This window comes from Micromonospora sp. ABR4_055 (genome assembly GCF_056160425.1).
The window spans coordinates 29046-52713 of the sequence record NZ_JBSWXD010000009.1 but is presented as its reverse complement, the minus strand read 5'-3'; the positions used below and the strand labels follow the sequence as shown (position 1 = coordinate 52713).

Sequence of the window (23668 nt, the reverse complement as noted above, 5' to 3'; positions counted from 1 at the left end):
AGGGCTCACCGCCGCGACTGGTCTGCCTCGGTCCGGGCAGTGGATGTCGGCGGGTGGAAATCGGCCAAGCCCGTGACGAGCAGCAGGTACGCGGTCAGTTCCAGCAGCGTGATGAGCGCCGTGACCGGGTACGGCGTCGACGGCGTGGACCCGATGGCGTAGGCGGCGGACCAGGCCAGCTGGTCGCCCACGTACGGGGACAGCGGCACGGCCCGGATGGCCGCGTCCACATGGGGCAGCGCGGTGACGGCGAGCAGCGCCGCCCCGGCCGAGGCGAGCCACCGGCGGTGCCCGGCCAGCGCCGTGGCGAGCGCCAGCGCGGCCAACCCGAGCCCCAACGGCGGCAGCACCGCCAGGCTCACGGCGATCACCGAGCCGGCCAGGTCAGCCCCGGTCGGATGGTCACGGTGGTCCGCCGCCAAGGTCAGCCAGATGGCGGAGATCCGGATCACCGTGTACCCGGTGATAACCGCGGCTGCCAGTGCTGTGGCGACCGTTGTCCGTCGCCGCCGGGGGTGGCGGTGCCACACCGCGAGCAGTATCGCCACCGCGGTCAGCGACGCCCAGCAGAGGGCGAGGCCCGCCTCGACGCCAGCGAACCGGTCGACGCCGGCGGTATCCGGCCGCAGCACCTGCCAGCCACGACCCTCGGCCCGGTCGGCAGGCATCGTCCGGACGGTGTCCAGCATCAGTACGGCGAGCGCCGCCGGCACCGCCCAACGTGGCGTCGGCAGCCCGCTGACCACGGCATAGGCGACGAGCAGACTGATCGCCAGCACCTCGGTGTAGCGCCAGGCCGGACTGTCCGTCAGGACGCCGGCGACGTGGATCACGGCGCATCCGCCTGCGGCGGTCAGGAGAACCGGTCCGCGACGCACCGGGTGAATCCTACTCGCCCCTCTGCCAGCGGTCGGATCGCTTACCAACGCTCCAGGCGGACATCGACGGAGCAGCACCGCTGGCCTTCGCTTGCCGGGCCAGCGGTCGGACGGGTATCAGGCTTCGAACCTGCCGGTCCTGATGTCCTGGACGAAGCCGGTCCACTGGGCCGGGGTGAAGGACAGCACCGGCCCAGCCTGGTCCTTGCTGTCACGCACCTGGGCGGCCTGGTCGACGTACCGTGCCTCCACGCAGGCACCGTTGCCGCCGCTGCGGCTGCTCGTGCGCCACTGGTTGTCGAGTGCCTTCATGGTGTCTCCCTATCCCGGAGGTCCTTGATCATCTCGGCCGATGCTGCGGGTGACAGGGCAGATGCCCGCAGGTCGTCGAAGACCTTGGCGCACCTCTGCACATCCTCACCTTCAGCGTAGAGGTCTCCGGTCAGCCCTTCGATGTAGACCACCCCCGGCCCCTCGTCGAAGCTGAGGATGTGGAAGCTCGACAGCATCGAGGCGTATGCACCCTCCCCGAACGGGATGACCTGAATGATCACGTTCCACCGGTCCTGGGCTTCGAGCAGCGCTGTCAGCTGGTTGGTCATGATCTCCGGTCCGCCGATCCGGCGGTGCAGCACTGCCTCGTCGATGACCGCGACCAGGCGGAGCTTCTCCTCGGTGAGCAGCTTCTGTCGCTCCACGCGGACCGCTACCCGTTCCTCTACGGCCTGCGGTGTGGGCTGCGATGCGTCAGCGACCGTGATCGCACGGGTGTAGTCGACGGTCTGCAGCAGGCCGGGCACCACGAGCGTCTCGAAGTTCTGGATCGTCGTGGCGGCGGACTCCAGTCCGATGTACTGCCGGTACGAGTTCGGCAGGTCTCCGTACTTCGCCCACCAGCCGCGTTGCTTGCCGCTCCGCGCCATCGACAGCAGGGTCTCGCGCAGCTCGGCGTCGGCCACGCCGTACAGGTCCAGTAGGGCGTTCAGCGCCGGACCCTTCAGCCCGACCCTGCCCTGCTCGATGCGGCGCAAGGTGCTTGCCGAGACTTCGATGGTGTCAGCTGCCTTCTCGGTGGTCACGTTGGCTTCCTCGCGTGCTCGGCGGAGCTGCACGCCGAGCTGGAACCGCACGAAGGTCGGGCTCGTCATGCCCACATTCTGCTCCTGACGCCTCATTCTCGGCCATCCATATTTCGTCAATCCTAGATGGCTGCCAATCCTTGACTCCACAAAAGTGCGCGCGCAAAATGGACGCACGAGCCACATCGCGCAGATGCGAGGGGGCGGGCATGTCTCAACACGTCCCTATCAACCGGGGGCACTGGCCGAAGGAAGCCCAGTGAGCACGCACACTCCGGATCGTCCCCACTGGATGTGTGCGAAGTGCGGACTTCCATGGCCGTGCGACGCGCGCCGTCAGGAGCTCCTCGCCGAGTACACCGGCGCACGGGTGTCGCTGTCGGTCTACATGGCCACGTGCCTGATAGACGCCATGACCGATCTGCCGCTGCACAGGTCCGGGTACCTGTACTGGCGGTTCATTGGGTGGTGGCGCTGATGCTGTGTCGATCCCACAGGAGGGGATGTCGATGATGGAAGTGGGAGCGTTGTTCAGCGCGGCGCTGCTCGGCTTCTGCGCGGGGTTGTGGTCGTTCAAGGTCAAGTCCAGGTGGTGCCCGGACTGCGGGCGTACGACGTACCCGATGGCGGATCGGCCTGGTGAGTAGCCGGCTACTCGCCACACCGGAGCCGAAACCCGGCGACGTGCTGATCATCGGCCGGGAAGCCAGCGTCCAGTTCGCCGATGACCGCGCCATCCGACTCCGGGTCATCGCCGTCGACCGGAAGTGGACCTACGACGGGTGGATCTGGATCACCGGATACGTCATCGACCGCCACGGCACCGCAGCCGAACGGCGGGAGATATTCGTCCAGCGCCACGGACTCTACCGACTGCCCCGGCGCACAGAAACCTGGCCATCGACCAATCGACCAAGGGAGAGAAATGATCACCGAGATACTCCGTGACTGGTGGCTACGCTGGCTCGACTGGCGCTCCGGCCGGTCCACAGCCTCCCAGCGGCTGCACCACCTGCGCCGCGAGCTGCACCAACAACGGCACACGGCATCGGCCCGCCACCGCCGATTCGACAGCAACCGGGGACACCACTGGTCCACGCAGGCCACCGAACTCGTCCCGACCCTGCGCCCGTTGATGACCTACGGCCAGCAACTCGGCTACCGGGTCGTCCTGCACGGCTCACCCTGACCGACGCACGCCCCGACACCCACCAAGCCGGGGTCACCTGCCCGCCCGGCCGGGATCACCAAGATCAGTTGAAGGTGAGATACCTTTCAGTCGGCGGGAAAGGTGTCTCACCTTCAACTCGTGGCGTCGGTGCCGGTCAGCCCGGCGGTGCCGGTGGCGTCGGTGATCCTCGAAGCCGGGGAAGAGGGGATCTGTGCCGTCGGCTCCGTACACCTCACTGTCGGACGTCCCCGATGTCGTCCTCGCAGAACTGTCGTGGGCACGCCATGGCGTGATCATGCTGGCCGTCGACGGGCTGTCAATGACGCGGCGCCGGCGGCAGGCTGGCGGACCGCCGAGCTGACCCGGTTGGCCAACGCGTTCCCGAGTACGTCGACGACCGCGTGGCTGACCGCGCCATGACCGGAGTCGGGCCAGCGCGGCACGGCGCAGCCGCCTGCGGCGGTCAGGAGAACCGGTCCGCGGCGCACCGGGCGAATCCAGCCCGACCCCGGCCGAACCCGTCCGCCGGCGGCATCCGTCGACGGTCTCCGACCGTAGGTGATCGGGTCGACCTCTGTGGATATTGACAGAAGTTTGTCAATTAGTAAACTTTCCTTCCTGAGAGCGCTCTCACGACTTGCTCACATCGACCTCTCGGAGGTATGCAGATGAACCGCAAGCTGGGTGCGCTGCTGGGCCTGACCCTGAGCGCCAGCCTGCTCGCCGTACCGCCACCGGCCGCCGCCGCGCCGACCGCCGGCACCTCCGGCCCCGCCACGAGCGCGCCGGCCGCCGCCACCGAGATCGCCGATCCGGCCGACTCCGCCGCAACCGCCGATATGGCCGCGCTGCCCGCCGGCCAGATCGCCGCGCTGCGCCGGGATCTCGACCTCACCCCGGACCAACTGGCCACCCGGCTCGCCGTCGAGGCGGCCGCCGTACCGATCGAACACCGCCTGCGCACCGAACTGGCCGACGCGTACGCCGGCACCTGGGTCGCCGACGACGGCCGTACCGTCGTCGTCGGGGTGACCGACCCGGCGCAGGCCGCCCGGGTCCGCGCAGCCGGTGCCGAGCCCCGGACCGTCACCCGCAGCCTCGCCGAGCTGGACCGGCTCGCCGCCGGACTCGACCGACAGGCCGCCAGCGCCGACACCGCCGTGCACTCCTGGTACGTCGACCCGGTCACCAACACGGTGACCATCGAGGCCGCCGACGTCGCGGCGGCGGCCGGCTTCGCCCGCGCCGCCGGGCTGCCCACCGCCGCCACATCGGTGGTACGCAGCGACGACGCCTACCGCCCGGTGTACGACATTCGGGGCGGCGACCAGTACGTGATCAACGACAGTGTGCTCTGCTCGGTCGGCTTCGCCGTCGCCGGTGGATTCGTCACCGCCGGCCACTGTGGCGGCGTCGGGGCCTCCACCGCCGGCAGCGGGGTCGCGCAGGGCACCTTCCGGGGGTCGTCGTTCCCCGGCGACGACCTGGCCTGGGTGCAGACCAACGCCAACTGGGTGCCCCGGCCCTGGGTGAACAACTACGGCGGCGGCACGGTCAACGTCACCGGCTCCCAGGAGGCGGCGGTCGGGGCCGCCGTCTGCCGGTCCGGCCGGACCACCGGCTGGCGGTGCGGCACCATCACCGCCAAGAATGTCACCGTCAACTACTCAGGCCAGCTCGTCTACGGACTGGTCTCCAGCAGCGCCTGTGCGCAGCCCGGTGACTCCGGCGGCTCGTTCCTCGCCGGCACCCAGGCGCAGGGCGTCACCTCCGGCGCCGGCGGCAACTGCAGCTCCGGCGGCACCACCGTCTACCAGCCGGTCAACGAGATCCTTTCCCGCTACGGGCTGTCGTTGACCACCACCGGCGGCGGTTCGACCAGCCGGATCATCGGGCTCGCCGACAAGTGCATCGACGTACCGAACTCCAACGGAGTCGACGGCCAGTACCTGCAGCTGTACCGGTGCAACGGCACCAACGCGCAGAACTGGACCTTCCCCGGCGACGGCACCATCCGGGCGCTGGGCCTGTGCATGGACGTCGCCTGGGGCTCGACCGCCAACGGCGCCGTGGTGCAGCTCGCGAACTGCAGTGGCAACCCGGCCCAGCAGTGGGTGCTCTCCGGCGCCGGTGACCTGGTAAACCCGCAGGCCAACAAGTGCGTCGACGTGGTCGACTGGAACACCGCCGACGGTGCCCGCCTGATCATCTACGAGTGCCACGGCGGCGCCAACCAGAAGTGGCGGCGCGGCTGACCGACCGAACCGCGGTGCTGATACCGGCGGCACCAGGTGCCCGTGATGCCGCCGGCATCACGGGCACCCTTCGTCGACAGGGCAGCCGGGTCGATCGTCCGAGTAGGCCGCAGATGTATCAGGATGAGGCGGAACCACGAGATGGGAAAGGGAATGGGGCGGTCAACCGAGACGCGGGGCGATCAGGTCGTCGATCGCGAGGTCCATCCGGGTGTACGGAACCGGGATGCGCTCACCGTGCCGGTACTCGACCCGCGTGCGGTACCCGGTTGCGACAGGACCGGTGTGTTCGTAGATCGCCTCCTGGGTGACCACCCAGTACACGGGGTAACCGGCCTGACCGTAGAGCCTGGCCTTGACGTTGAGGTCCTGGATCGCGGTCTCGTCGGCGACCTCGACCACGAGCAGCACGTCGGCGGCGTCCCAGACCGACAGCCGGGTCCCGACGGACCCGATCGGATCCGCGTCGGCTCGACGCACCCAGCAGTCCGGGTCGGGAAGCGACTCCCCGGTCGGCAGGGTCGCAGTCGTCACCCGCACCCCGGATCGTGGCAGCAGCGCCAGCAGTTGACCGACGGTGTCGCCGTGCCACGAACCGATCACCACTGGCCAGATCTCTCCTTCGACGAGCTCGACCCGGCGGTCGAAGGCACCCGCTTCAAAGGCGCGCACGAACTCGCTCCGACTCCATCGGTAGGCGAGTACGGGCTGGTTCATGGTTTCGAGCCTACCAACCAGTTCGTCCGCCCCGAGGCGGTCGGAAGGCTGCGGCGGCTTATGTTGGCAGGCGGGTGCGGTGTGCGCTCGCGGCGGCCGATCACGGACACGTCGCCAACCTGTACGACGGCCGGCCGGTGTGAGCGCACCGGGCGGGAGAGAGGATCGAGACGTGGGGATCTACGACATTCCGCTCACCACCCTGGCCGGGCAGCCCGGCTCGTTGGGGGACTACGCCGGCAAGGCACTGTTGGTGGTCAACGTGGCGTCGAAGTGCGGGCTGACCCCGCAGTACGCCAGCCTGGAGCAGCTGCACGAGCGGTACACCGACCGGGGCTTCTCGGTGGTCGGCTTCCCGTGCAACCAGTTCGGTGGCCAGGAGCCGGGCAGCGCCGAGGAGATCCAGGAGTTCTGCTCGGCGACGTACGGCGTGACGTTCCCGATGTTCGCCAAGATCGAGGTCAACGGGCCCGGCCGGCACCCGGTCTACGCCGAGCTGACTGAAACCGCCGACGCCGACGGCACGGCCGGTGACATCCAGTGGAATTTCGAGAAGTTCCTGATCGCGCCGGACGGCCGGGTGGTCGGCCGGTTCCGGCCCCGGGTCGAGCCGACCGACGACGCGGTGGTCGCCGCGATCGAGGCACAACTGCCCGGCTAGGGCAGGACTGCCGCGTTGTACCGGCCGGCCCTGGGCTGGGGTCGGCCGGCCGTACGGTCACCGGGCCGGGGCGAATGCTAGGAATCCTCCTGGGACTTGCCCGCCGTACCGGACCTGCCGGCCGTACCGTCGGTCTGGTCCTCGCCGGCCAGCGCGGACCGCAACCGTTCCTTCTCGGACCGGCGGCGCTCGGCGGACTCGGCGATCTGCTGCGCCATCTCGTCCCGCCAGCCGCGCATCAGAAACCAGGACAGCGCGGCCGAGAAAATGACCGCGATCATAAGTTTCAGAAAAATGTTGATGTCGACCGGCCAGAGGGCCAGCACAACGATCACGAACAGCCCGATCCGGCCGAGCGTGTACTTCACCGCAGGGCTCATGCCTCTCCTCACCGGCCGTCCAGCCACCGGACGCCATGGAACCAGACCGCCGCGTACACCAGGGCGAAGACCGCCGCTCCGATCCCGCCGCCGGCCGTCGGCGGCAGGTCGGCCGCGATCCCGGCGGCGAGCAGCCCGGACGCGACCCCGACCCCGGTCGCCACGGCGGCGGCGACGAACCGAGCGGAGCCGCCGGCCCAGGCCCGGAAGTCCTCGGCGAACAGCCACGCCGGCAGGATCACCGCCAACCAGCCGTTCGACTGGCCGAGCCGGCCGTCGCCGATCAGCGTGAACACGCAGTCGAACAGCAGCAGCACGACCAGGCCGATCACCAGGCCGGCGCCGACCACGCCGAGCAGATCCGGCAACGCGACGACCCGACCTGCGGCGTCCCGGCGCGGAAGACTGTCGCTCTTCGATTCCGTCATGACCAGGATGAGGGTACGCCTGGGCCGGTGCCGCACCCGGACCAGGTTTGCCAAGCCGCCATCCGGATAACCGGCCCAGGTGACTGCCGACCCCCGATGGCACGGGGCACCGAGGGTCGGCGCTGCCAGGTATGAACCGCTGGCCGCTGCGGTGGAGGTGTCCGGATGCACCCGCTGCACCTGAGCTACGCGCTGGTCGGCGTGCTCGCCGTACTGCTGGCCTTCTGGTCGAGCGCCATCCGCCGCGCGCCGGTCAGCGAACCGCTGCTCGCGTTGCTGCTCGGCATCCTGGTCGGCCCGGTGTCCGGGCTGATCGATCCGTCCGACCACGACACCACCGGCCTGCTCCGGGAGGCCAGCCGGATTCTGCTGGCCGTGTCGCTGATGGCGGTGGCGCTGCGGTTTCCCGCCACCGGATATCTGATGGTGGCCCGCCCGGTCGGGGTGCTGCTGACCCTGGGCATGGTCGGGATGGCGGTGGTCAGCGCCGGTCTGGCCTGGCTGCTGCTCGGCCTACCGGTCGCCCTGGCGGTGCTCCTCGGGGTCTGCCTGACCCCGACCGACCCGGTGCTGGCGTCGAGCGTCGTGTCCGGGACACCAGCCGAACGGGCACTGCCGGCCCGGCTGCGTCAGGTGATCAGCGGTGAGTCCGGGATCAACGACGGGCTCGCGTACCTGTTGGTCGCGCTGGCGTTGATCGCAGCCGCCGCCCGGCCGGCCGGCCAGCAGGCGGTCGAGGCGGCCTGGGGCGTCGGCGGGGCGGTCCTGGTCGGCGGGGCGGTCGGCTACCTGGCCGGTTGGGCGGTACGGGCCGCCGAGGCGCGGGAGCAGGTCGACCAGGGCTCGCTGCTGGTCTTCGCCGTGGTTCTCGGCGTGGCCGCCCTGGGCGTCGCCCGGGTCGCCGGTACCGACGCGATCCTCGCCGTGTTCGTCACCGGCCTGGCCTACAACCGGATGATCGGCCGCCGGTCCCGGGCGTCCGAGCAGCAACTCGACGACGCGCTCACCCGGTATCTCGTCCTGCCGGTGTTCTTCCTGCTGGGTCTGGTGGTCCCGTGGCGGCAGTGGCTGGAGCTCGGCTGGCCCGTCGTGGCGTTCCCGGTGGCCGTGCTACTGCTGCGCCGGCTGCCGGTGGTGCTGGCCCTGCGGCCGGCGCTGGGCATGTCGTGGCGGGACACCGTGTTTCTCGGCTGGTTCGGCCCGATCGGCGTGTCCGCGCTGTTCTACCTGACGTACAGCTACGCCGAGGGGGCGACGGATTCCCGGCTGTGGGCGGCCGGGACGCTGGTGATCGCGGCCAGCACCCTGGCGCACGGGGTGACCGCCACCGCCGGTCGCCGCTGGTACTCAGCGATGTCCCGTGGTGTCGGCGACCGGTGAGGCCGCCTGGCACCGTTGGATGTCCGGCCGGTGCTCGGGCCGGACCGCCGTGGTCAGGTCGGCGAGAATGCTGTCGATCAGCTCGATGACCCTCGGCTGGTCAGTGGCGGCCCGCCGGACGTCGGTGATCGAGGTGGCGAGGTGGCTGGCGAACGACTGCCGGCGGACGTGGACCCGGACCGTCCCGTCGTCGTCCTGGACGATCCGCGGTCGGTCCGGCCGGTCGGCCAGTCGGCGTAGCAGGTCGTGCGCCTCCTGCAGGGCGCGGACGGCGGTGGTGGCGTCGTTGATGCCGGGCGAGAGCGCCCGTTCGGCGATGTCGGCGAGCTGCCGTAGCCCGAAGCCGACGTCCTGGCCGGGTACCCGTTCGACGCCGACCTCGACGGCCTGCCCGGCCAGCGTCGCGTCAACCGGGCCCGGCGGGGCGTCACCGACGGCGTGCACGGCGACCAGTGGCATGCCGGCCACCACGAACTCGCCCGGGATCCGCTCGACCGTGAGAGCGCAGCCGTACCGGCGGGCGAGCCGCGCCAGCAGATTGACGTCGACCGCGACGACCACCCCGGTGGCCGGTGCGGCCAGCACGTCGACGATCGGGCCGTCCGGGGAACCGGTCGGATCGGTCGGCCGGGCCGCCCACCGGTCGATGCTGCGCCTGCTCTGCACCCCGATCGCCGCGATCATGTGCGAGACCCGCATCAGCGCGGTCATGTGGTGCAGGTAGTAGATGAACATCCCGGTGCTGCCCAGCACCAGGGCCATCGACACGGCCAGCGACAGCGCCGGCAGCCGGGCCTCGGCCCGGCCCGGTAGCGCGGCGAGGACCACCATCGCGAACAGGAACGTCGCGACGAACGTGCCCAGGGTGGCCTGGGTGACCCGGTCGCGCAGGAACGTCCGTAGCACCCGGGGTGAGTACTGGCTGGAAGCCAGCTGCACCGCGACCACCGTGATGGAGAAGACCAGCGCGGTGAACGAGATCATCGCGGTGATCACCGACGACAGCAGCGATCTCGCGCCGGCCGGCCCGCTCGGCAGGAAGCCGTCCAGTGGCAGTCGCAGCCGCAGGTCCAGGGCGGTGAGCAGGATCGCGCCGAGCACCGCGCCGGTCGCGAACGCCGCCGGTACCGCCCAGAAACTGCCCCACACGCCACGGAGGCGGGACAGCATGCCGCGCGGCTGACTCACCGCAGCGTCCTACCCACGCCAGGGCGGGTCGACACCTGCCGGCCGGATCAGGCCGGTCCGGGCCGCTCGAAGGCGTTGCCGTTCCGGCTCGCCAAGGCCCAGATCTGCGGCGGCCTCGCTCAGGCCCAGATCTGCTGCGGCTCGGCCCGCCGGTCGGCCAGCGCCGGCGGCCGGTCGTACTCGCGTACCACCTGGTAGCGGGTGTCCCGCTCGACCGGCTGGAAGCCGGCGTCCCAGATCAGGTGCAGCAGGTCCTCTCGGTGCATGGTGTTCGGCGTGCCGTAGGAGTCCGCGTCGTGGGTGATCTTGTACTCGACCACCGACCCGTCCAGGTCGTCGACGCCGAAGTTGAGCGACAACTGCGCCACGGACAGCCCGTGCATCACCCAGAAACACTTGACGTGCGGCACGTTGTCGAACAGCAGCCGGGACACCGCGAAGGTCTTCAACGACTCGGCCGGTGCCGCCATCGTGGTGCGCTCCTGGATCCGGTTTCGGATCTTGCCGTCCGCCGAGTCGACGAAGTCGTGCTGGTAGCGCAGCGGGATGAAGACGGTGAAACCGCCGGTCTCGTCCTGCAACTCGCGCAGCCGCAGCACGTGGTCCACCCGGTGCCGGGGCTCCTCGATGTGGCCGTAGAGCATCGTCGATGGCGTCCGCAGCCCCTTGCTGTGCGCCAGCCGGTGAATCCGTGACCAGTCCTCCCAGTGACAGGCGTGGTCGACGATGTGCTGGCGGACCTCCCAGTCGAAGATCTCCGCGCCGCCACCGGTCAGCGACTCCAGGCCGGCGTCCATCAGCTCGTCGAGGATTTCGTCCGCCGGCAGCCCGCTGATCTTCTCGAACCACTGCACCTCGGTCGCGGTGAACGCCTTGAGCTTGACGTTCGGCAGCGCCGCCTTGAGCTCGCGCAGCACCTTCGGGTAGTACCGCCAGGGCAGGGTCGGGTGCAGGCCGTTGACGATGTGCAGCTCGGTGAGCTGCTCGTCCTCCATCTCCTTGGCCTTACGGACGGCCTCGTCGATGCGCATCGTGTACGCGTCCTTCTCGCCCGGCTTGCGCTGGAACGAGCAGTACGCGCAGGAGGCACTGCACACGTTGGTCAGGTTGAGATGCCGGTTGACGTTGAACATCACCCGGTCGCCGTTGAGCTCGGTCCGCCGATGATGCGCCAGCCGGCCCAGCCAGGCCAGGTCGTCGCTGGCGTACAGGTCCACCCCGTCGGTGTGGTCCAGCCGCTCCCCGGCGTACACCTTCTCTTCGAGCTCACGCTTGCGACCAGCGTCCACGTCCGCCACGCCCCTTCCCGGCCGGCCACGCCGACGACCCGCCGTCGACGACCATCAGCCGTGATCCGCGTTCGAGCGTACGTCCCGGGACCGCCGGTCGGCTCCTCGCCCGGCGGCACAGCGACCTGCGTCATGCCCGGGTCGCCAACCTCTCAGCTTCTCGTTACCTCACGAATCATCGACATCAGCAGCCCCGTGCGGTAAGACCGATGTGGGACAGGCGACACCAGGCGGCGCGACTCGGTTCCGGCGCATCGGCACCGGACAAAATGCGCCGTACGGGGAGCGAGCGGGCATGGCACGAAGAAGCAGGGGCGCGGCAGTGGGCCAGCGGCACGGCGGAGCACGGCGGCAACGCCGGTTCGTGATGGTCGGCGCCGTTCCGGTCCGGCTGAGCCCGGCCCTGTGGGCCGGCCTGCTCGGTGCCGTCACCGCAGTCGCCCTCGCCTCCCCGGTGTACGCCCAGCCGGTGACCGTGCCGGACACCGGCAGCCGGCCGGTGCCCGCCGGCGGCCTGCAGTTGCCCGGCACCGGACCGACGACCGACGCGCCGGCCATCACCCCCACCCCGGTGGAGGGCCCGCTCGCCGCGCAGATCTACGCCGGTGAGACCGAGGTCGCGCTGCTCGGTCAGCAGATGCTCGAGCTCGAACAGGAGCAGACCGCGGCGGAGACCGCGCTGGCCGCCGCCGAGCAGTCGCTGCGCGAGGCGCGGACCGCACTGATCGAGGCGCAGCGGGACGCGGACAGCGCGGCGTCGTACGCGCTGAAGGACGCCGCCGCGATGCCGCCCGGCGAGTACCGCGGTGACCTGCACGGCCTCGGCGCCCTGTCCCGACTGCAGCGGGGCCAGCAGCCCGGCGTCGGCACCGACGCCGCCAACCGGGACGTCTCGCTCGCCGCAGCCGCCGAGCAGGAGGCGTATCAGACCTACACGGCGGCGCTGGCCCTGGTCGACGCGCTGCGCAGCGAGTTCGGTAGCACTGAGGGCACGTTCAAGCAGCGGGAGACCGCGCTGCTCGCCTTGAAGGAGCAGAACACCGAGCAGCTGGTGGCGATCGAACGCCAGCGGGAGGCCGCCGAGCAGGAAATCGGGCAGGGCATCGACGGGATCGACGGTGCCGCCGCCCATCCCCGTGCCGTCGCCGCCCTGGAGTTCGCCCTCAAGCAGCTCGGCAAGCCGTACCTGTGGGGGGCCGAAGGGCCGCATCGCTACGACTGTTCCGGCCTGATGTGGGCGGCGTACCGGTCGCCCGGTGCCGACTACTTCAGCTTGCCCCGGGTCGCCAAGGACCAGTACTACGCGACCCGGCACAACAAGGTGGACCGGTCGGCGCTGCTCCCCGGCGACCTGATCTTCTTCGCCTCCGGCTCCAGCTGGACGACGGTGCACCACGTCGGGATGTACGTCGGCAACGGCAAGATGGTGCACGCGCCGACCACCGGAGACGTGGTCAAGGTCTCCACCGTCTGGTGGTCCCGGTTCTACGCGGCGACCCGGGTGATCCGCGAGGTCGCACCGACTCCGACGCCCACCCCGACTCCGACGCCCACCCCGACTCCGACGCCCACCCCGTCACCGGACCCGACACCGGACCCCACGGATTCGCCGTCGCCCGATCCGTCCGACTCGCCGTCCCCTGACCCGTCGGATTCGCCGTCCCCTGACCCGTCGGATTCGCCGTCCCCTGACCCGTCGCCGTCGACCAGCCCGTCCACGCCCGGTCCGATGCCGACGCCGAGTGATCCGAGTCCATCGCCGACCGACCCCGGCTCCGGGACGCCGGATCCGGACGCGAGTGGCTCCGGGACGCCGACCAGTACCCCGAGCGGGTCGAGTTCCGCGTCGGCCGGCCCGAGCGCGTCGGCGACGTCGGCCGGCACGCCGAGCGCAGGCCCGCTGGAAGGCTGACCGTACGTCCTCCGGTCGGGCCGTTGCGCCCAGGACCGGACAGACGGCCACGGTCGGTACGCCGATACTCCGGCTGTGCCGAGGTGCATCGGTATGGCACGGTAAACCGGCGGACCCCTCACCGGCCGGAGGTGTTCCGGTGAGCTGGCACGGGAGGCAGTGATGGACGAAGCTCGGCCCTGGTCGTCGGTGGACCAGGTCGACGGTGGTCAGCGGCGGGTGCCCGACCAGGTCGACCGGTCAGGATCGGCGCCGCCACCGGCAGAGGAGTTGCCGGCTCCGTTCAGTCCACCGCCACCGCCGCCGGACGGGGCGCTGTGGGCGTCGCCGGTCGGCACCGGCTCCAGTGCCGACGTCCCGGTCGTGCCTGGTACGTCGTCGCCGGCCGAGCCGTCGGCTCCGACTTCGCCGGCGGCCGGACCGTCGGCTCCGACTTCGCCGGCTCCCGCGTCGCCGGCGTCCGCATGGTCGGCGTTTGCCTCGCCCTGGCAGCCGCCGGGCGCGACTAATCGGCCACCGGCCGACCAACTACCGGCCGACCATGTCGCGTCGGCGTCCGCACCCGCCGCGACCGAGCCACCCGCCGACCATGCCGCGTCGGCGTCCGCAGCCGCCGGGACCGAGCCACCCGCCGTGGTGTCGTCGCCTCCGGCGGCCAGCGGGGAGGCCGCGTCGGCCCGTGCCCGCGCCACGGTGGCCGGAGCGCAACGGGTCTCCGCCAGCGACGTCGGGGCGCTCCGGGTGCCGACCGGCGGGACCCGTGTCTACGGTGCGCGTCGTACCGAGGAGCCCTCGCCCAGCGATCCGGCCCTACCCCCCGACCCGGTACAGCCGCCCGCGCCTGCGGAACCGCCGTCCGGGCCGAACTCACCCGAGCCGGAACCCGCCCCGGCCCCGGCTCCGCCGTTGCCGCCACGGCCGACCTCACCCGCTCCGGTGCCAGGCCCGTACCCGCCGGGCCCGGGTCCGAACCCACCGGGCCCGACTCCGCCGCCGCCGTTCCCACCGCCAGCCGGGACTGCGTACCAGATGACCCAGGCGGCCGGGGGCTACACGATCCCACCGGCAGTTCCACCGACGCCGTGGCGCGAGTCACCACCGACGCCCTGGCATCAGCCGCCGGAGCCTGTCGTGCTGCCGGAGCCTTCGCCGGCCGACGGGCAGTGGGCACGCAGCACCCCCACCCCGGCGGCCGGGCGGGTGTACGGGGCCCGCCGGCCCGACAGCGACACGCCCGGACCCGGCCCGACCAGCCGGCCAGCGGCCGATCCGACCATGGGTCTGCCGATGGGGGCACCCGGCGGCATGTCCGGCGCACCCGGCGGCGTGGTGTTCAACCCCGCCGTGGAAAACTCCGGCTCGCTGACCGGCCACATCCTGGCCCAGGGCTGGGCTGACCTGCCTGAGCGGGAGGACCGCAGTACGACCAAGGTGGTGCTGGTCATGGTGGTTGGCCTGGCCGTGATGGTGGTGATCGGCATCGTCGCGGTGTTCGCCGTAGGTAACACCTTCGCCGACATCTTCGACGGGCTGCTGGGCGGTTGACGCCGGATCGGCGGAGGTGAGCGGGCCCACGGTCGGACGGGTCAGGTGGCAGCAGCGCGGCAAACCCGTACACTTGTCACTCGATCATCAACCCGGCGCGCTACCGCGTGCTCATGGGCGATCTTGCGGGCGATTCAACGGTGCACACCGGAACGGGCCATTCGCGAAGATCCGCCCCGCTCTGAGAGGTTTTCTTGACCACCTTCGCTGATCCCAGCACGTTCCCCTCCGTTCTCGACACCGTGCCCGAAGCCGCTGACCTGCCTGCGGAGCAGGCGACCAGGCAGACCGCTGAGCCGGTCGTCGCGGCCAGGGCCGCCGAGCCGGTTGCCGACGAGCCTGACTTCGCGGCGCTCGGGTTGCCCCGGCAACTCGTCCGGACACTCGCCCGGGAGGGCATCACCACTCCGTTCGAGATCCAGCGCGCCACCGTGCCCGACGCGTTGGCCGGCCGGGACGTGCTCGGCCGGGGCCAGACCGGCTCCGGTAAGACCCTCGCGTTCGGCCTACCGTTGCTGGCCCGGATCGCCGACGGCCGCCGGGCCCGCCCACTGCGGCCCCGGGCCCTGATCCTGGTCCCCACCCGTGAGCTGGCGATGCAGGTCAACGACGCGTTGTTCCCGCTGGGCCGGGCGGTCGGGGTCTTCCTCAAGACCGCGGTCGGCGGCGTCCCGTACGACCGGCAGATCGATTCGTTGCGTCGCGGTGTGGAAATCATCGTGGCCACTCCGGGGCGGCTTGGTGACCTGATCCAGCGCGGCGTCTGCCAGCTGGACGACATCGAGATCACCGTCCTGGACGAGGCCGACCAGATGGCCGACATGGGATTCCTGCCAGAGGTCACCGAGCTGCTGGCCAAGACTCCGGCGGACGCCCAGCGGCTGCTCTTTTCGGCCACCTTGGACAATGACGTCGACACGCTGGTCCAGCGGTTCATGACCGATCCGGTCACCCATTCCACCGCGCCGGCCACTGCCGCCGTGACCACGATGGACCACCACCTGCTGCTGATCCCGCCGAGTGACAAGTTCGCCGTGGCCGCCTCGATCGCCGCCCGTTCCGGGCGGACCATGATGTTCGCCCGGACCCAGCTGGGGGTGGACCGGCTGGTGGACCAGCTGGCGTCGGTCGGCGTGCGGGCCGGTGCCCTGCACGGCGGCAAGACCCAGCGGGTACGCACCCGTACCCTCGCCGAGTTCAAGGAAGGGCGGACGAACGTCCTGGTCGCCACGGACGTGGCTGCCCGGGGCATTCACGTCGACGGGGTCTCGCTGGTGGTGCACGTCGACCCGCCGAAGGACCCCAAGGACTACCTGCACCGGGCGGGGCGGACCGCGCGGGCCGGCGAGTCCGGCGCGGTCGCCACCCTGGTGCTGCCGAAGCAGCGGCGCAGCACCCTGGCCATGCTGGAGAAGGCCGGGGTGGAGCCGGCCCAGACCCGGGTACGCCGCGGCGACGCCGCACTGTCCGAGCTGACCGGAGCGACGGAGCCGAGCGGCGTGCCGATCGTGAACGAGCCGGAGCCGCCCCGGCAGTCCCGCCCGCGAGGGGACCGGTTCAGGCCGGACCGCCCCGATCGCTTCCGAGGGCGGGGCGACCGCTCCCGGGCCGACGGAGCGGACCGCTTCCGGGGCGACGGCGAGCGGGGCACCCGTGGTGGTGCCGACCGGGCCGGCCGCGGTGGTGCCGACCGGGCCGGTGGTGACCGGCGGCGCGGCGGTGGTGACCGGCGCTTCACTGACCGGCGGCCGAGCCGCAGCTACTGACGCGCGTGCGTGACCGGCACCGGCGACCCGCTCCGCAGCGGCTCGTCGGGCCGGTACGGTCGGGAACATGCCGACGTTGCCGAAATCGATCGTCTGGACGCGGACGGACACCGGCGGTGCCGATCATGTCCTCTTCGACGACCAGCGCGGGCTGACCGCTCGCGGTGTGGCGGTGGCGGCGGCGCCACTGCCGTACAGCTGCCACTACGAACTCGCCACCGACGAGCAGTGGGCCGCCGTCCGGCTCACCGTCACCGTCGAGGGTGCCGGCTGGCTGCGGACCGTACGGATGGAACGGGCGCTCGGCCGGTGGCGGGTGAGCACCGCCGAACAGGGCGACCTGGACGGTGCTCTGCGGGCGGCCGGGCGCAGCCCGGTCGGCCTGCCCGGCACCGAGGAACCGGGCCGGCTCGACGCGGCGTTCGACGTCGATCTGGGCGGGGTGCCGCTGTTCAACACCCTGCCGATCCGCCGGCTGCGGTTGTCGGAGCAGCCGGTCGGGCAGGAGCACCGGCTGGTCGCGGCCTGGGTCCGGGTGCCGAGCCTGGAGGTGATACCGATGGAGCAGACCTACACGGTGCTCGGCGCTGACCGGGTCCGTTACCGCAGCGACAGCTTCACGGCCGAGATGACGGTGGATCCGCACGGTTTCGTGCTGCACTACCCGGGGCTGGCGCAGCGCGCCTGATCCCGATCATGGCGCGTCGGTCGGCCACTCGCCGGTACGCATGAACTGATCGGCCACGGCCCGGTACGGGGCCAGATCGATCCCGTGCCGGGTCAGCCAGTCGGACGAGTAGTAGCTGGCGGCGTACCGTTCGCCGCTGTCACACAGCAACGTCACCACCGAGCCCTGCTCGCCGGCGGCCCGCATCTGCGCGATCAGCCCGAACGCACCCCACAGGTTGGTGCCGGTCGACCCGCCGACCCGCCGACCCAGCAGTTCGCTGGCGATGCGCATGGCGGCCAGTGAGGCGGCGTCCGGGACCTGGATCATGCGGTCCACCACGGACGGCTGGAAGGACGCTTCGACGGTCGGCCGACCGATCCCCTCGATCATCGACCCCCGGCCGGTCGAGGTCGACCAGTCGCCGCTGCACCATGCCGGGTAGAAGGCGGAGTTCTCCGGGTCGACGACGCAGATCTTGGTGCGGTGCCGCTGGTAGCGGACGTACCGGCCGATGGTGGCGCTGGTGCCGCCGGTGCCGGCACCGACCACGATCCAGTGCGGGACCGGGTGCCGTTCCAGCGCCAACTGGGCGAAGATCGACTCGGCGATGTTGTTGTTGCCCCGCCAGTCGGTGGCCCGTTCGGCGTAGGTGAACTGGTCCATGAAGTGCCCGCCGAGGTCCTCGGCGAGCCACCGTGCCTCGATCACCACCGCGGCCGGGTCGCGGACCAGGTGGGGGCGGGCACCGTGGAACTCGATCTGGGCGATCTTCTCCGCCGACGTGCCGGCGGGCATCACCGCGACGAACGGCAGGCCGAGCATCCGGGCGAAGTACGCCTCGGAGATGGCGGTGGAGCCGGACGACGCTTCGACGATCGTGGTCTGCGGCCCGATCCATCCGTTGCACAGGGCGTAGAGGAACAACGAGCGGGCCAGCCGGTGCTTGAGCGAGCCGGTCGGGTGCACCGACTCGTCCTTGAGGTAGAGGTCGATGCCCCAGGACGGGGGGAGTGGGAACGGCAGCAGGTGGGTGTCGGCGGACCGGTTGGCGTCCGCCTCGACCTTGGCGATCGCGTCGGTCACCCAGGCCCGGCCGGCGTCGTCGTACCGGTCCAGTTGATTCACTCGCAGACGGTAACAAGTGCAGTCGCCGAATCACCCGGTCAGGGGGCGGGGCCGGTTCTCCCATTTGGTGGACAGCGTGACGCTGGTCCGGGTGTTGGCGATCCCCGGTGTCCGGTTCAGCCGCATGATGAGCTGTTCCAGCTCGGCGATGGTGCCGACCCGGGCGAGGCAGAGGAACGACTCGGTGCCGGCCATGAAGTAGCAGGACTCGATCTCCGGCATGTCGCGCAGCGCGTCCAGCACCGCCTCGGTGTCGGCACCTGAGTCTTCGACCAGTCCGATCAGGGCGGTGACGCCGAGGCCGACCGACTCCGGCTGTACGTCGGCCCGGTAGCCGCGCAGCACCCCGGTGGTTTCGAGTTTGCCGATCCGTTCGTGTACGGCGGGTGCGGAGAGTCCGACTTGGCGGGCGAGTTCGGCGTAGGAGAGCCGGGCGTTGCCGCGCAGCAGGTCGACGAGCCGGGAATCGATGGCGTCCACGGAATGTAGACCCTAGTGCCTGCCGCCCGCCCGGGTGGCCCGCTGGTCGACGAGCTGGGGTAAATTACAACATAGGGCGCAAATCCTACCGGATAACTGCCCAGTCGGGTAGCTTTCCGCATTTCCCGGACACGGGGGTCGGCCGGTGCTCTAATGGCCGTACGTCTGGCACTACGGCATCTGGCACACGGTCCATCGGGGGGCTGACTGGCCACGCCAGAGCCGTCGCGGACGCGAGGAGGGGACCGTGGACACTGGAGATCGTCTGCTGACGCCGGGCGAGGTGGCCGCGCTGTTCCGCGTCGACCCGAAGACCGTCACACGATGGGCAGCGGCCGGCCGGATCGGCAGTATCCGAACTCCCGGAGGCCATCGTCGGTTCCGGGAGTCCGAGGTGCGTGCGCTACTCGAAGGCGAAGGCGTGCTGGAGGAGATGCAGGCAGAAAGCGCGGAGACCACCCGGCCCCGGCACACCGAGAACGGGTCAGGAGGAGCCGGGCCGTACTGACCGCCGGGCCGTACCGAGCAGGTGGTCACGCCCGGTCCGCGCCCAACTCGCCGGACCACCGCCGGAACAGATCGTGCGGTACGCCGAGCGCGTCCAGCACCTTCCCGGCAACGAAGTCGACCAACTGGGCGGCGGTGGCCCCGGCACCCGCACCGTAGAAGCCGGGACTGGCCGGCAGCACCACCGCCCCCGCGTCGTGCAGGGCGAGCAGATGCTCCAGGTGACTGCGGGTCACCGGGGTCTCCCGGGGGACCAGCACGACCGGCCGGCGTTCCTTGAGGTTCACCTCGGCGGCCCGCTGCAGCAGGTCCTTCGACAGCCCGATGGCGATGCCGGCACAGGCGGCCGTGCTGGCCGGTACGACCACCATCCCGCGTACCTGGTACGAGCCACTGCTTGGCCCGGCGGCGAGATCACCCGCCGGCCAGAACCGTACGTCCGCGTCGTCCAGCCCACGGCCGAGCCAGCGGGCCAGGTCGGCCCGCCAGTGACTGTCCCGCAGTGGCGCGCCGGTCTCGTCGAGCAGGGTGAGTCGGGCCGCGCGGGACACCACCAGGTCGACCGGATGGCCGGCGTCGAGCAGCGCGCGGAGCACCGCAGCCGGATACGGCGTACCAGACGCCCCGGAGACGCCGATCACCCATGGTCTTCTCATAAGATCCCTGCTCGCGTGGCTGGTCGCGGGCTGTCACGGTGCCCGGTCACCCCATAGGGTAAGACGACCCGCCTCACGGACACATTGGCAGCAACTTCGCAGGCAGCCCATGGACTCCCGCAAATCCACCCCGCCGCCGCCCCGCCCCGACGTCCCGTACAGCCGTACCGGCCTCGACGGGCCGGCCGCCGAACTGCTCGGCGAACTGCTCGTTGCGCTGCGCGCCGGCTGCCCGCTGCCCGCCGTGCTGTCCCCGTACGCGGCGCAGGCCGACGCCTGGCTGCCCGGTTGGCTGCAGCGGTGCGGCCTGCCACCGGGCACCGCGACCCACCGTCGGCTCGCCGGGGCCCGGATCGGCCGGTACGCCGCCCGGCTCTATCCGGGTGCGCCGATCGGCCGGCTGCGTGTGTTGGCCGCCATGTTCGCCTGGTTCTTCCTGCTCGACGACGAGTTCGACGGGGTCGCGGATCCGCAGGAGGGGAGGTTGCGCCGACTGGCCGACGGGGTGCTGGCGGTGCTGTGCAGTGATCCGGCACCGGGCAGTGACCCGGTCTTGGCCGGGCCGCTGCGCCGGATGCTCGCCGGTCCGTGGCAGGCCGTACGCCAGTCGATGCCCGAGTGGTGGCACCGACGGTTCGTCGAGGCGGTGGCGGAGCACCTCGACGGAGCGGTACGCGAGGCGGCGAACAAGGCGGCCGGCTACCGGCCCGGCCCGGACGAGTACGTCGAGTTGCGCCGGGCCACCTCGGCGGCGCACGTGGCGTACACCTTGATCGAGTACGCGACCGGCGACCCGGTGCCGGACGCCGTCTTCCACCACCCCCGGGTGCGCGATGTCCGAGTCGCCGGCAACGACCTGCTCTCCTGGTACAACGATCTCTTCTCACTGTCCCGCGACCTGACCACCGCCGGCGGTCACAACCTGGTGGTGGCGGTCGCCGAGACGCGGCGGGTGCCGATCGGCGACGCGCTGGTCATCGTCGCGCACCGGTGGCGGGCCGAGATGGCGGCGTTCGGCGCACGCCAAGCCGAGGTGCCGTCGTTCGGGCCGGATCACGACCGGGCGGCCCACGGCCTGCTGGTCGGGGTCGGGTACGCCGTGCGCGGCACCATCGACTGGTCGTTCGAGAGCGCCCGCTACCAGCAGCGGCGCTGACCCGGCCCGGCCCGGCCGGGGTGGTCAACGGTCAACGGTCAACGCAGGCCGAGCCGTACCACCAGGTCGACGAGGGCGAACGCGAACAACGCGATGCCGACGAAGCCGTTGGCGGTGAAGAACGCCCGGTTGACCCGGGACAGGTCGGTCGGCGTCACCACCAGATGCTGGTAGCCGAACGCCACCGCGGTCAACACCAGCCCGATCCACCACGGCCAGCCGAAGCCGACCAGCACGCCGAACCACCCGAACAGGGCGAACGTCACCAGGTGCGCCACCGTCGAGGCATGCAGCGCGAAGCGTCGACCGTACCGGGCGGGTACGCTGCGTACCCCGATCTCACGGTCGATCTCGGCGTCCTGGCAGGCGTAGATCAGGTCGAAGCCGCCGATCCAGAGCCCGACCGCCGCGCCGAGCAGGATCGCCGGCCCGGCGCCGTCGAAGGTGCCGGTGACCGCCAGCCAGGCACCGACCGGGCCGATCAGCTGGGCCAGTCCGAGCACCGCGTGCGGCCAGTCGGTGAACCGCTTGGCGTACGGGTAGACCACCAGCGGGACCGCCGCCAGCGGGGCGAGCGCGAGGCAGAGCGGGTTCAGCGCGGCGGCGGCGCCGAGGAAGACCACCAGAGCGACCACCGCGCCGGTCCAGGCCGTCCGGACGCTGACCGCCCCGGTCACCAGTTCCCGACCGGCGGTACGCGGATTGCGCGCGTCGATGTGCCGGTCGATGATCCGGTTCGCGGCCATGGCGAACGTCCGGGCACCGACCATCGCCACGGTGATCAGCAGCAGGTCGAGCCAGCGGACGCCGCCGTCGAGGCGGGCCATCACGGTCAGCGCGGACAGGTACGCGAACGGCAGCGCGAAGACCGAGTGTTCGATCGCGACGAGCCGTAGGAAGGCTCGGATCTTGCCGACCGGGGCGGCGGGCGCGCCGGCCGGTCCGGCGGTGGCTGCGGCGCTCACGAGATCCCGTACTCCCGCCATCGCTTGTCCACCAGCGAGACGATCTCCGGAGACATAATCATCTCCTGCGGCCAGCCCCGGGTGTAGCCCTCGGTGGGCAGCTTGCGGGTGGCGTCGACGCCGGCCTTGCCGCCCCAGAACTGCTGGTACGACGAGTGGTCGAGGTGGTCCACCGGGCCTTCGGTGAGCAGCAGGTCGCGGGCGTAGTCGACGTTGCCGAAGGCGCGGAACGCCACCTCGTGGTAGTCGTGCACGTCGCAGTCGTCGTCGACCACGACGATCAGCTTCGACAGCGACAGCAGGTGGGCACCCCAGATCGCCGACATGATCTTCTGGGCGTGCTTGGGGTAGCGCTTGCGGATCGACACGATCACGCAGTTGTGGAACACCCCGGCCGCCGGCAGGTCGTAGTCGACGATGTCCGGGATCAGCATCCGCAGCAGCGGCAGGAAGATCCGTTCGGTGGCCTTGCCGAGCCCGTGGTCCTCCTGGGGCGGCTTCGAGGTGATGATCGAGTGGTAGACCGGGTCGCGCTGCATGGTCATGCACTCGATGTGCAGCACCGGGAACGGTTCGACCGGGGTGTAGAAGCCGGTGTGGTCGCCGAACGGGCCCTCGGGCAGCCGCTCGCCCGGTTCCAGGTAGCCCTCCAGCACGATCTGGGCGTGCGCCGGCACCTGCAACGGTACGGTCTTGCAGTCGACCATCTCGACCCGCTGGCCGCGCAGGAACCCGGCGAACAGGTATTCGTCGATATCGCCGGGCAGTGGTGCCGACGCCGAGTAGCTGACCACCGGGTCGCAGCCGATCGCCACCGCGACCGGAAGCCGCTCGCCGCGCCGCTCGGCGACCGCGTGGTGGGCGGTGGAGTCCTTGTGGATCTGCCAGTGCATCCCGAGCGTGGTGGGCGAGTGCTGCTGCAGCCGGTACAGGCCCAGGTTGCGCTTGCCGGTCTCCGGGTGCTTGGTGTGGGTCAGCCCGTAGTTGTGGAAGATCCCGCCGTCGCCGGGCCAGACCTGCAGCCCGGGCAGCCGGTTGAGGTCGACGTCCGCACCGGTGTAGACGACCTCCTGGCAGGGCGCGGTCTTCACCTTGCGCGGCGGCAGCGAGGTGAGCTGCATGACCTTGCCCAGCCCGTCGCGGATGCCGGACCAGCCGACCGGCAGATCGGGCTTGATCATCGCCCCGATCCGGTCGCCGATCTCGTCGAGCCGGTCCACGCCGAGCGCCATCGCGGTGCGCTGCTCGGTGCCGAACAGGCTGATCGCCACCGGCATCTCGCCCCGGGTGGGCCGCTCGAACAGCAGCGCCGGCCCGCCGGCGCGTACGGTCCGGGTGACCACCTCGCTGATCTCCAGCGTCGGATCCACCGGTACGTCGACCCGCCGCAGCTCACCGGCCGTCTCCAGCGCCGCGACGAAGTCCTTCAGATCCTGGTACGGGAAACCTGGAGCCGCCAT

Annotated in this window: 26 protein-coding genes; 12 read left to right on the top strand and 14 right to left on the bottom strand. The window is 71.0% G+C overall.

From position 1 onward, the window contains the following. Window positions 1-5 precede the first annotated feature (5 nt). The 3 genes from ACXAHD_RS04785 to ACXAHD_RS04775 form a co-directional block, all read right to left on the bottom strand. Window positions 6-878, bottom strand: a complete 873-nt coding sequence (locus tag ACXAHD_RS04785) for a hypothetical protein (protein ID WP_475048813.1) — start codon at window positions 876-878, stop codon at window positions 6-8. Window positions 879-995: 117 nt separating this feature from the next. Continuing rightward, window positions 996-1190 carry a DUF397 domain-containing protein gene (locus ACXAHD_RS04780; protein ID WP_278173156.1) on the bottom strand — a complete coding sequence of 65 codons (195 nt, stop codon included), beginning with the start codon at window positions 1188-1190 and terminating at the stop codon, window positions 996-998. After that, window positions 1187-2026 carry a helix-turn-helix domain-containing protein gene (locus ACXAHD_RS04775; RefSeq protein WP_281552204.1) on the bottom strand — a complete coding sequence of 280 codons (840 nt, stop codon included), beginning with the start codon at window positions 2024-2026 and terminating at the stop codon, window positions 1187-1189. Before ACXAHD_RS04775 ends, ACXAHD_RS04780 begins: the two co-directional genes overlap by 4 nt. Before the next feature lie 440 nt (window positions 2027-2466). On the opposite strand from ACXAHD_RS04775, the gene ACXAHD_RS04770 reads away from it, so the two are divergent. The 4 genes from ACXAHD_RS04770 (at window position 2467) to ACXAHD_RS04755 (ending at window position 5383) form a co-directional block, all read left to right on the top strand. Continuing rightward, window positions 2467-2604: a hypothetical protein gene (locus tag ACXAHD_RS04770; protein ID WP_278173158.1), complete on the top strand. Its 138-nt coding sequence runs from the start codon at window positions 2467-2469 to the stop codon at window positions 2602-2604. Continuing rightward, the gene (locus tag ACXAHD_RS04765) at window positions 2597-2905 is read left to right on the top strand and encodes a hypothetical protein (protein ID WP_475048810.1); all 309 of its coding nucleotides are present in this window, start codon (window positions 2597-2599) and stop codon (window positions 2903-2905) included. The genes ACXAHD_RS04770 and ACXAHD_RS04765 overlap by 8 nt, the downstream gene beginning before the upstream one ends. Then, window positions 2883-3146, top strand: coding sequence for a hypothetical protein (locus tag ACXAHD_RS04760; protein ID WP_475048808.1), 264 nt, complete (start codon window positions 2883-2885; stop codon window positions 3144-3146). The genes ACXAHD_RS04765 and ACXAHD_RS04760 overlap by 23 nt, the downstream gene beginning before the upstream one ends. Before the next feature lie 650 nt (window positions 3147-3796). Continuing rightward, a complete protein-coding gene (locus tag ACXAHD_RS04755) occupies window positions 3797-5383 on the top strand; it encodes a ricin-type beta-trefoil lectin domain protein (protein ID WP_475048805.1) in 1587 nt (528 codons plus the stop codon). Window positions 5384-5545: 162 nt separating this feature from the next. On the opposite strand, the gene ACXAHD_RS04750 is transcribed toward ACXAHD_RS04755, so the two are convergent. After that, a complete protein-coding gene (locus tag ACXAHD_RS04750; protein WP_281552200.1) occupies window positions 5546-6100 on the bottom strand; it encodes a Uma2 family endonuclease in 555 nt (184 codons plus the stop codon). Between the two features lie 172 nt (window positions 6101-6272). On the opposite strand from ACXAHD_RS04750, the gene ACXAHD_RS04745 reads away from it, so the two are divergent. Next, a complete protein-coding gene (locus ACXAHD_RS04745; protein ID WP_475048802.1) occupies window positions 6273-6761 on the top strand; it encodes a glutathione peroxidase in 489 nt (162 codons plus the stop codon). Window positions 6762-6838: 77 nt separating this feature from the next. Here the strand turns inward: ACXAHD_RS04745 and ACXAHD_RS04740 are convergent, their stop codons facing one another. After that, on the bottom strand, window positions 6839-7141 hold the full coding sequence (locus ACXAHD_RS04740; protein WP_278173167.1) for a DUF4229 domain-containing protein: 303 nt from the start codon (window positions 7139-7141) through the stop codon (window positions 6839-6841). A gap of 8 nt (window positions 7142-7149) precedes the next feature. Further along, on the bottom strand, window positions 7150-7569 hold the full coding sequence (locus tag ACXAHD_RS04735) for a hypothetical protein (protein ID WP_475048799.1): 420 nt from the start codon (window positions 7567-7569) through the stop codon (window positions 7150-7152). Window positions 7570-7734: 165 nt separating this feature from the next. Between ACXAHD_RS04735 and ACXAHD_RS04730 the strand changes: the two genes are divergently transcribed. Continuing rightward, window positions 7735-8949 (top strand): cation:proton antiporter domain-containing protein, encoded by a 1215-nt coding sequence (locus ACXAHD_RS04730; protein WP_281552196.1) that lies wholly within the window; start codon window positions 7735-7737, stop codon window positions 8947-8949. Here ACXAHD_RS04730 and ACXAHD_RS04725 read toward each other — a convergent pair. Together ACXAHD_RS04725 and mqnE are read right to left on the bottom strand one after the other, a co-directional pair. Then, complete coding sequence (locus ACXAHD_RS04725) at window positions 8917-10137, bottom strand: DUF2254 domain-containing protein (protein ID WP_281552195.1); 1221 nt, start codon at window positions 10135-10137, stop codon at window positions 8917-8919. The genes ACXAHD_RS04730 and ACXAHD_RS04725 overlap by 33 nt on opposite strands. A 119-nt stretch (window positions 10138-10256) precedes the next feature. Beyond that, on the bottom strand, window positions 10257-11426 hold the full coding sequence (gene mqnE, locus ACXAHD_RS04720; RefSeq protein WP_281555755.1) for an aminofutalosine synthase MqnE: 1170 nt from the start codon (window positions 11424-11426) through the stop codon (window positions 10257-10259). Between the two features lie 295 nt (window positions 11427-11721). Here mqnE and ACXAHD_RS04715 point away from each other — a divergent pair, with 295 nt between their 5' ends. Beyond that, window positions 11722-13338 carry a C40 family peptidase gene (locus ACXAHD_RS04715; RefSeq protein WP_289211526.1) on the top strand — a complete coding sequence of 539 codons (1617 nt, stop codon included), beginning with the start codon at window positions 11722-11724 and terminating at the stop codon, window positions 13336-13338. Between the two features lie 209 nt (window positions 13339-13547). On the opposite strand, the gene ACXAHD_RS04710 is transcribed toward ACXAHD_RS04715, so the two are convergent. After that, window positions 13548-14030: a hypothetical protein gene (locus ACXAHD_RS04710; protein WP_475048796.1), complete on the bottom strand. Its 483-nt coding sequence runs from the start codon at window positions 14028-14030 to the stop codon at window positions 13548-13550. A 439-nt stretch (window positions 14031-14469) separates the two neighbouring features. On the opposite strand from ACXAHD_RS04710, the gene ACXAHD_RS04705 reads away from it, so the two are divergent. From ACXAHD_RS04705 to ACXAHD_RS04695, 3 genes are all read left to right on the top strand, one after another. Beyond that, window positions 14470-14883: a hypothetical protein gene (locus tag ACXAHD_RS04705; protein ID WP_281552192.1), complete on the top strand. Its 414-nt coding sequence runs from the start codon at window positions 14470-14472 to the stop codon at window positions 14881-14883. 359 nt (window positions 14884-15242) lie between these two features. Beyond that, window positions 15243-16649, top strand: coding sequence for a DEAD/DEAH box helicase (locus ACXAHD_RS04700; RefSeq protein WP_281555754.1), 1407 nt, complete (start codon window positions 15243-15245; stop codon window positions 16647-16649). Between the two features lie 67 nt (window positions 16650-16716). Further along, window positions 16717-17337, top strand: coding sequence for a putative glycolipid-binding domain-containing protein (locus ACXAHD_RS04695; RefSeq protein ID WP_289211524.1), 621 nt, complete (start codon window positions 16717-16719; stop codon window positions 17335-17337). Between the two features lie 6 nt (window positions 17338-17343). Here ACXAHD_RS04695 and cds1 read toward each other — a convergent pair whose 3' ends face one another. Together cds1 and ACXAHD_RS04685 are read right to left on the bottom strand one after the other, a co-directional pair. After that, window positions 17344-18444, bottom strand: coding sequence for an L-cysteine desulfhydrase Cds1 (cds1, locus tag ACXAHD_RS04690; RefSeq protein ID WP_281552190.1), 1101 nt, complete (start codon window positions 18442-18444; stop codon window positions 17344-17346). Window positions 18445-18474: 30 nt separating this feature from the next. Continuing rightward, a complete protein-coding gene (locus ACXAHD_RS04685; RefSeq protein ID WP_281552189.1) occupies window positions 18475-18924 on the bottom strand; it encodes an Lrp/AsnC family transcriptional regulator in 450 nt (149 codons plus the stop codon). 247 nt (window positions 18925-19171) lie between these two features. Between ACXAHD_RS04685 and ACXAHD_RS04680 the strand changes: the two genes are divergently transcribed. After that, window positions 19172-19432, top strand: a complete 261-nt coding sequence (locus ACXAHD_RS04680) for a BldC family transcriptional regulator (protein WP_281552188.1) — start codon at window positions 19172-19174, stop codon at window positions 19430-19432. A gap of 25 nt (window positions 19433-19457) precedes the next feature. Here the strand turns inward: ACXAHD_RS04680 and ACXAHD_RS04675 are convergent, their stop codons facing one another. Next, window positions 19458-20087, bottom strand: a complete 630-nt coding sequence (locus ACXAHD_RS04675; protein ID WP_281552187.1) for a UbiX family flavin prenyltransferase — start codon at window positions 20085-20087, stop codon at window positions 19458-19460. 109 nt (window positions 20088-20196) lie between these two features. Between ACXAHD_RS04675 and ACXAHD_RS04670 the strand changes: the two genes are divergently transcribed. Next, window positions 20197-21243: a terpene synthase family protein gene (locus tag ACXAHD_RS04670; protein ID WP_281552186.1), complete on the top strand. Its 1047-nt coding sequence runs from the start codon at window positions 20197-20199 to the stop codon at window positions 21241-21243. A 38-nt stretch (window positions 21244-21281) separates the two neighbouring features. Here ACXAHD_RS04670 and mqnP read toward each other — a convergent pair whose 3' ends face one another. Together mqnP and ACXAHD_RS04660 are read right to left on the bottom strand one after the other, a co-directional pair. After that, the gene (gene mqnP / locus ACXAHD_RS04665; protein ID WP_281552185.1) at window positions 21282-22229 is read right to left on the bottom strand and encodes a menaquinone biosynthesis prenyltransferase MqnP; all 948 of its coding nucleotides are present in this window, start codon (window positions 22227-22229) and stop codon (window positions 21282-21284) included. Further along, a complete protein-coding gene (locus ACXAHD_RS04660) occupies window positions 22205-23668 on the bottom strand; it encodes a menaquinone biosynthesis decarboxylase (RefSeq protein ID WP_281552184.1) in 1464 nt (487 codons plus the stop codon). The genes mqnP and ACXAHD_RS04660 overlap by 25 nt, the downstream gene beginning before the upstream one ends.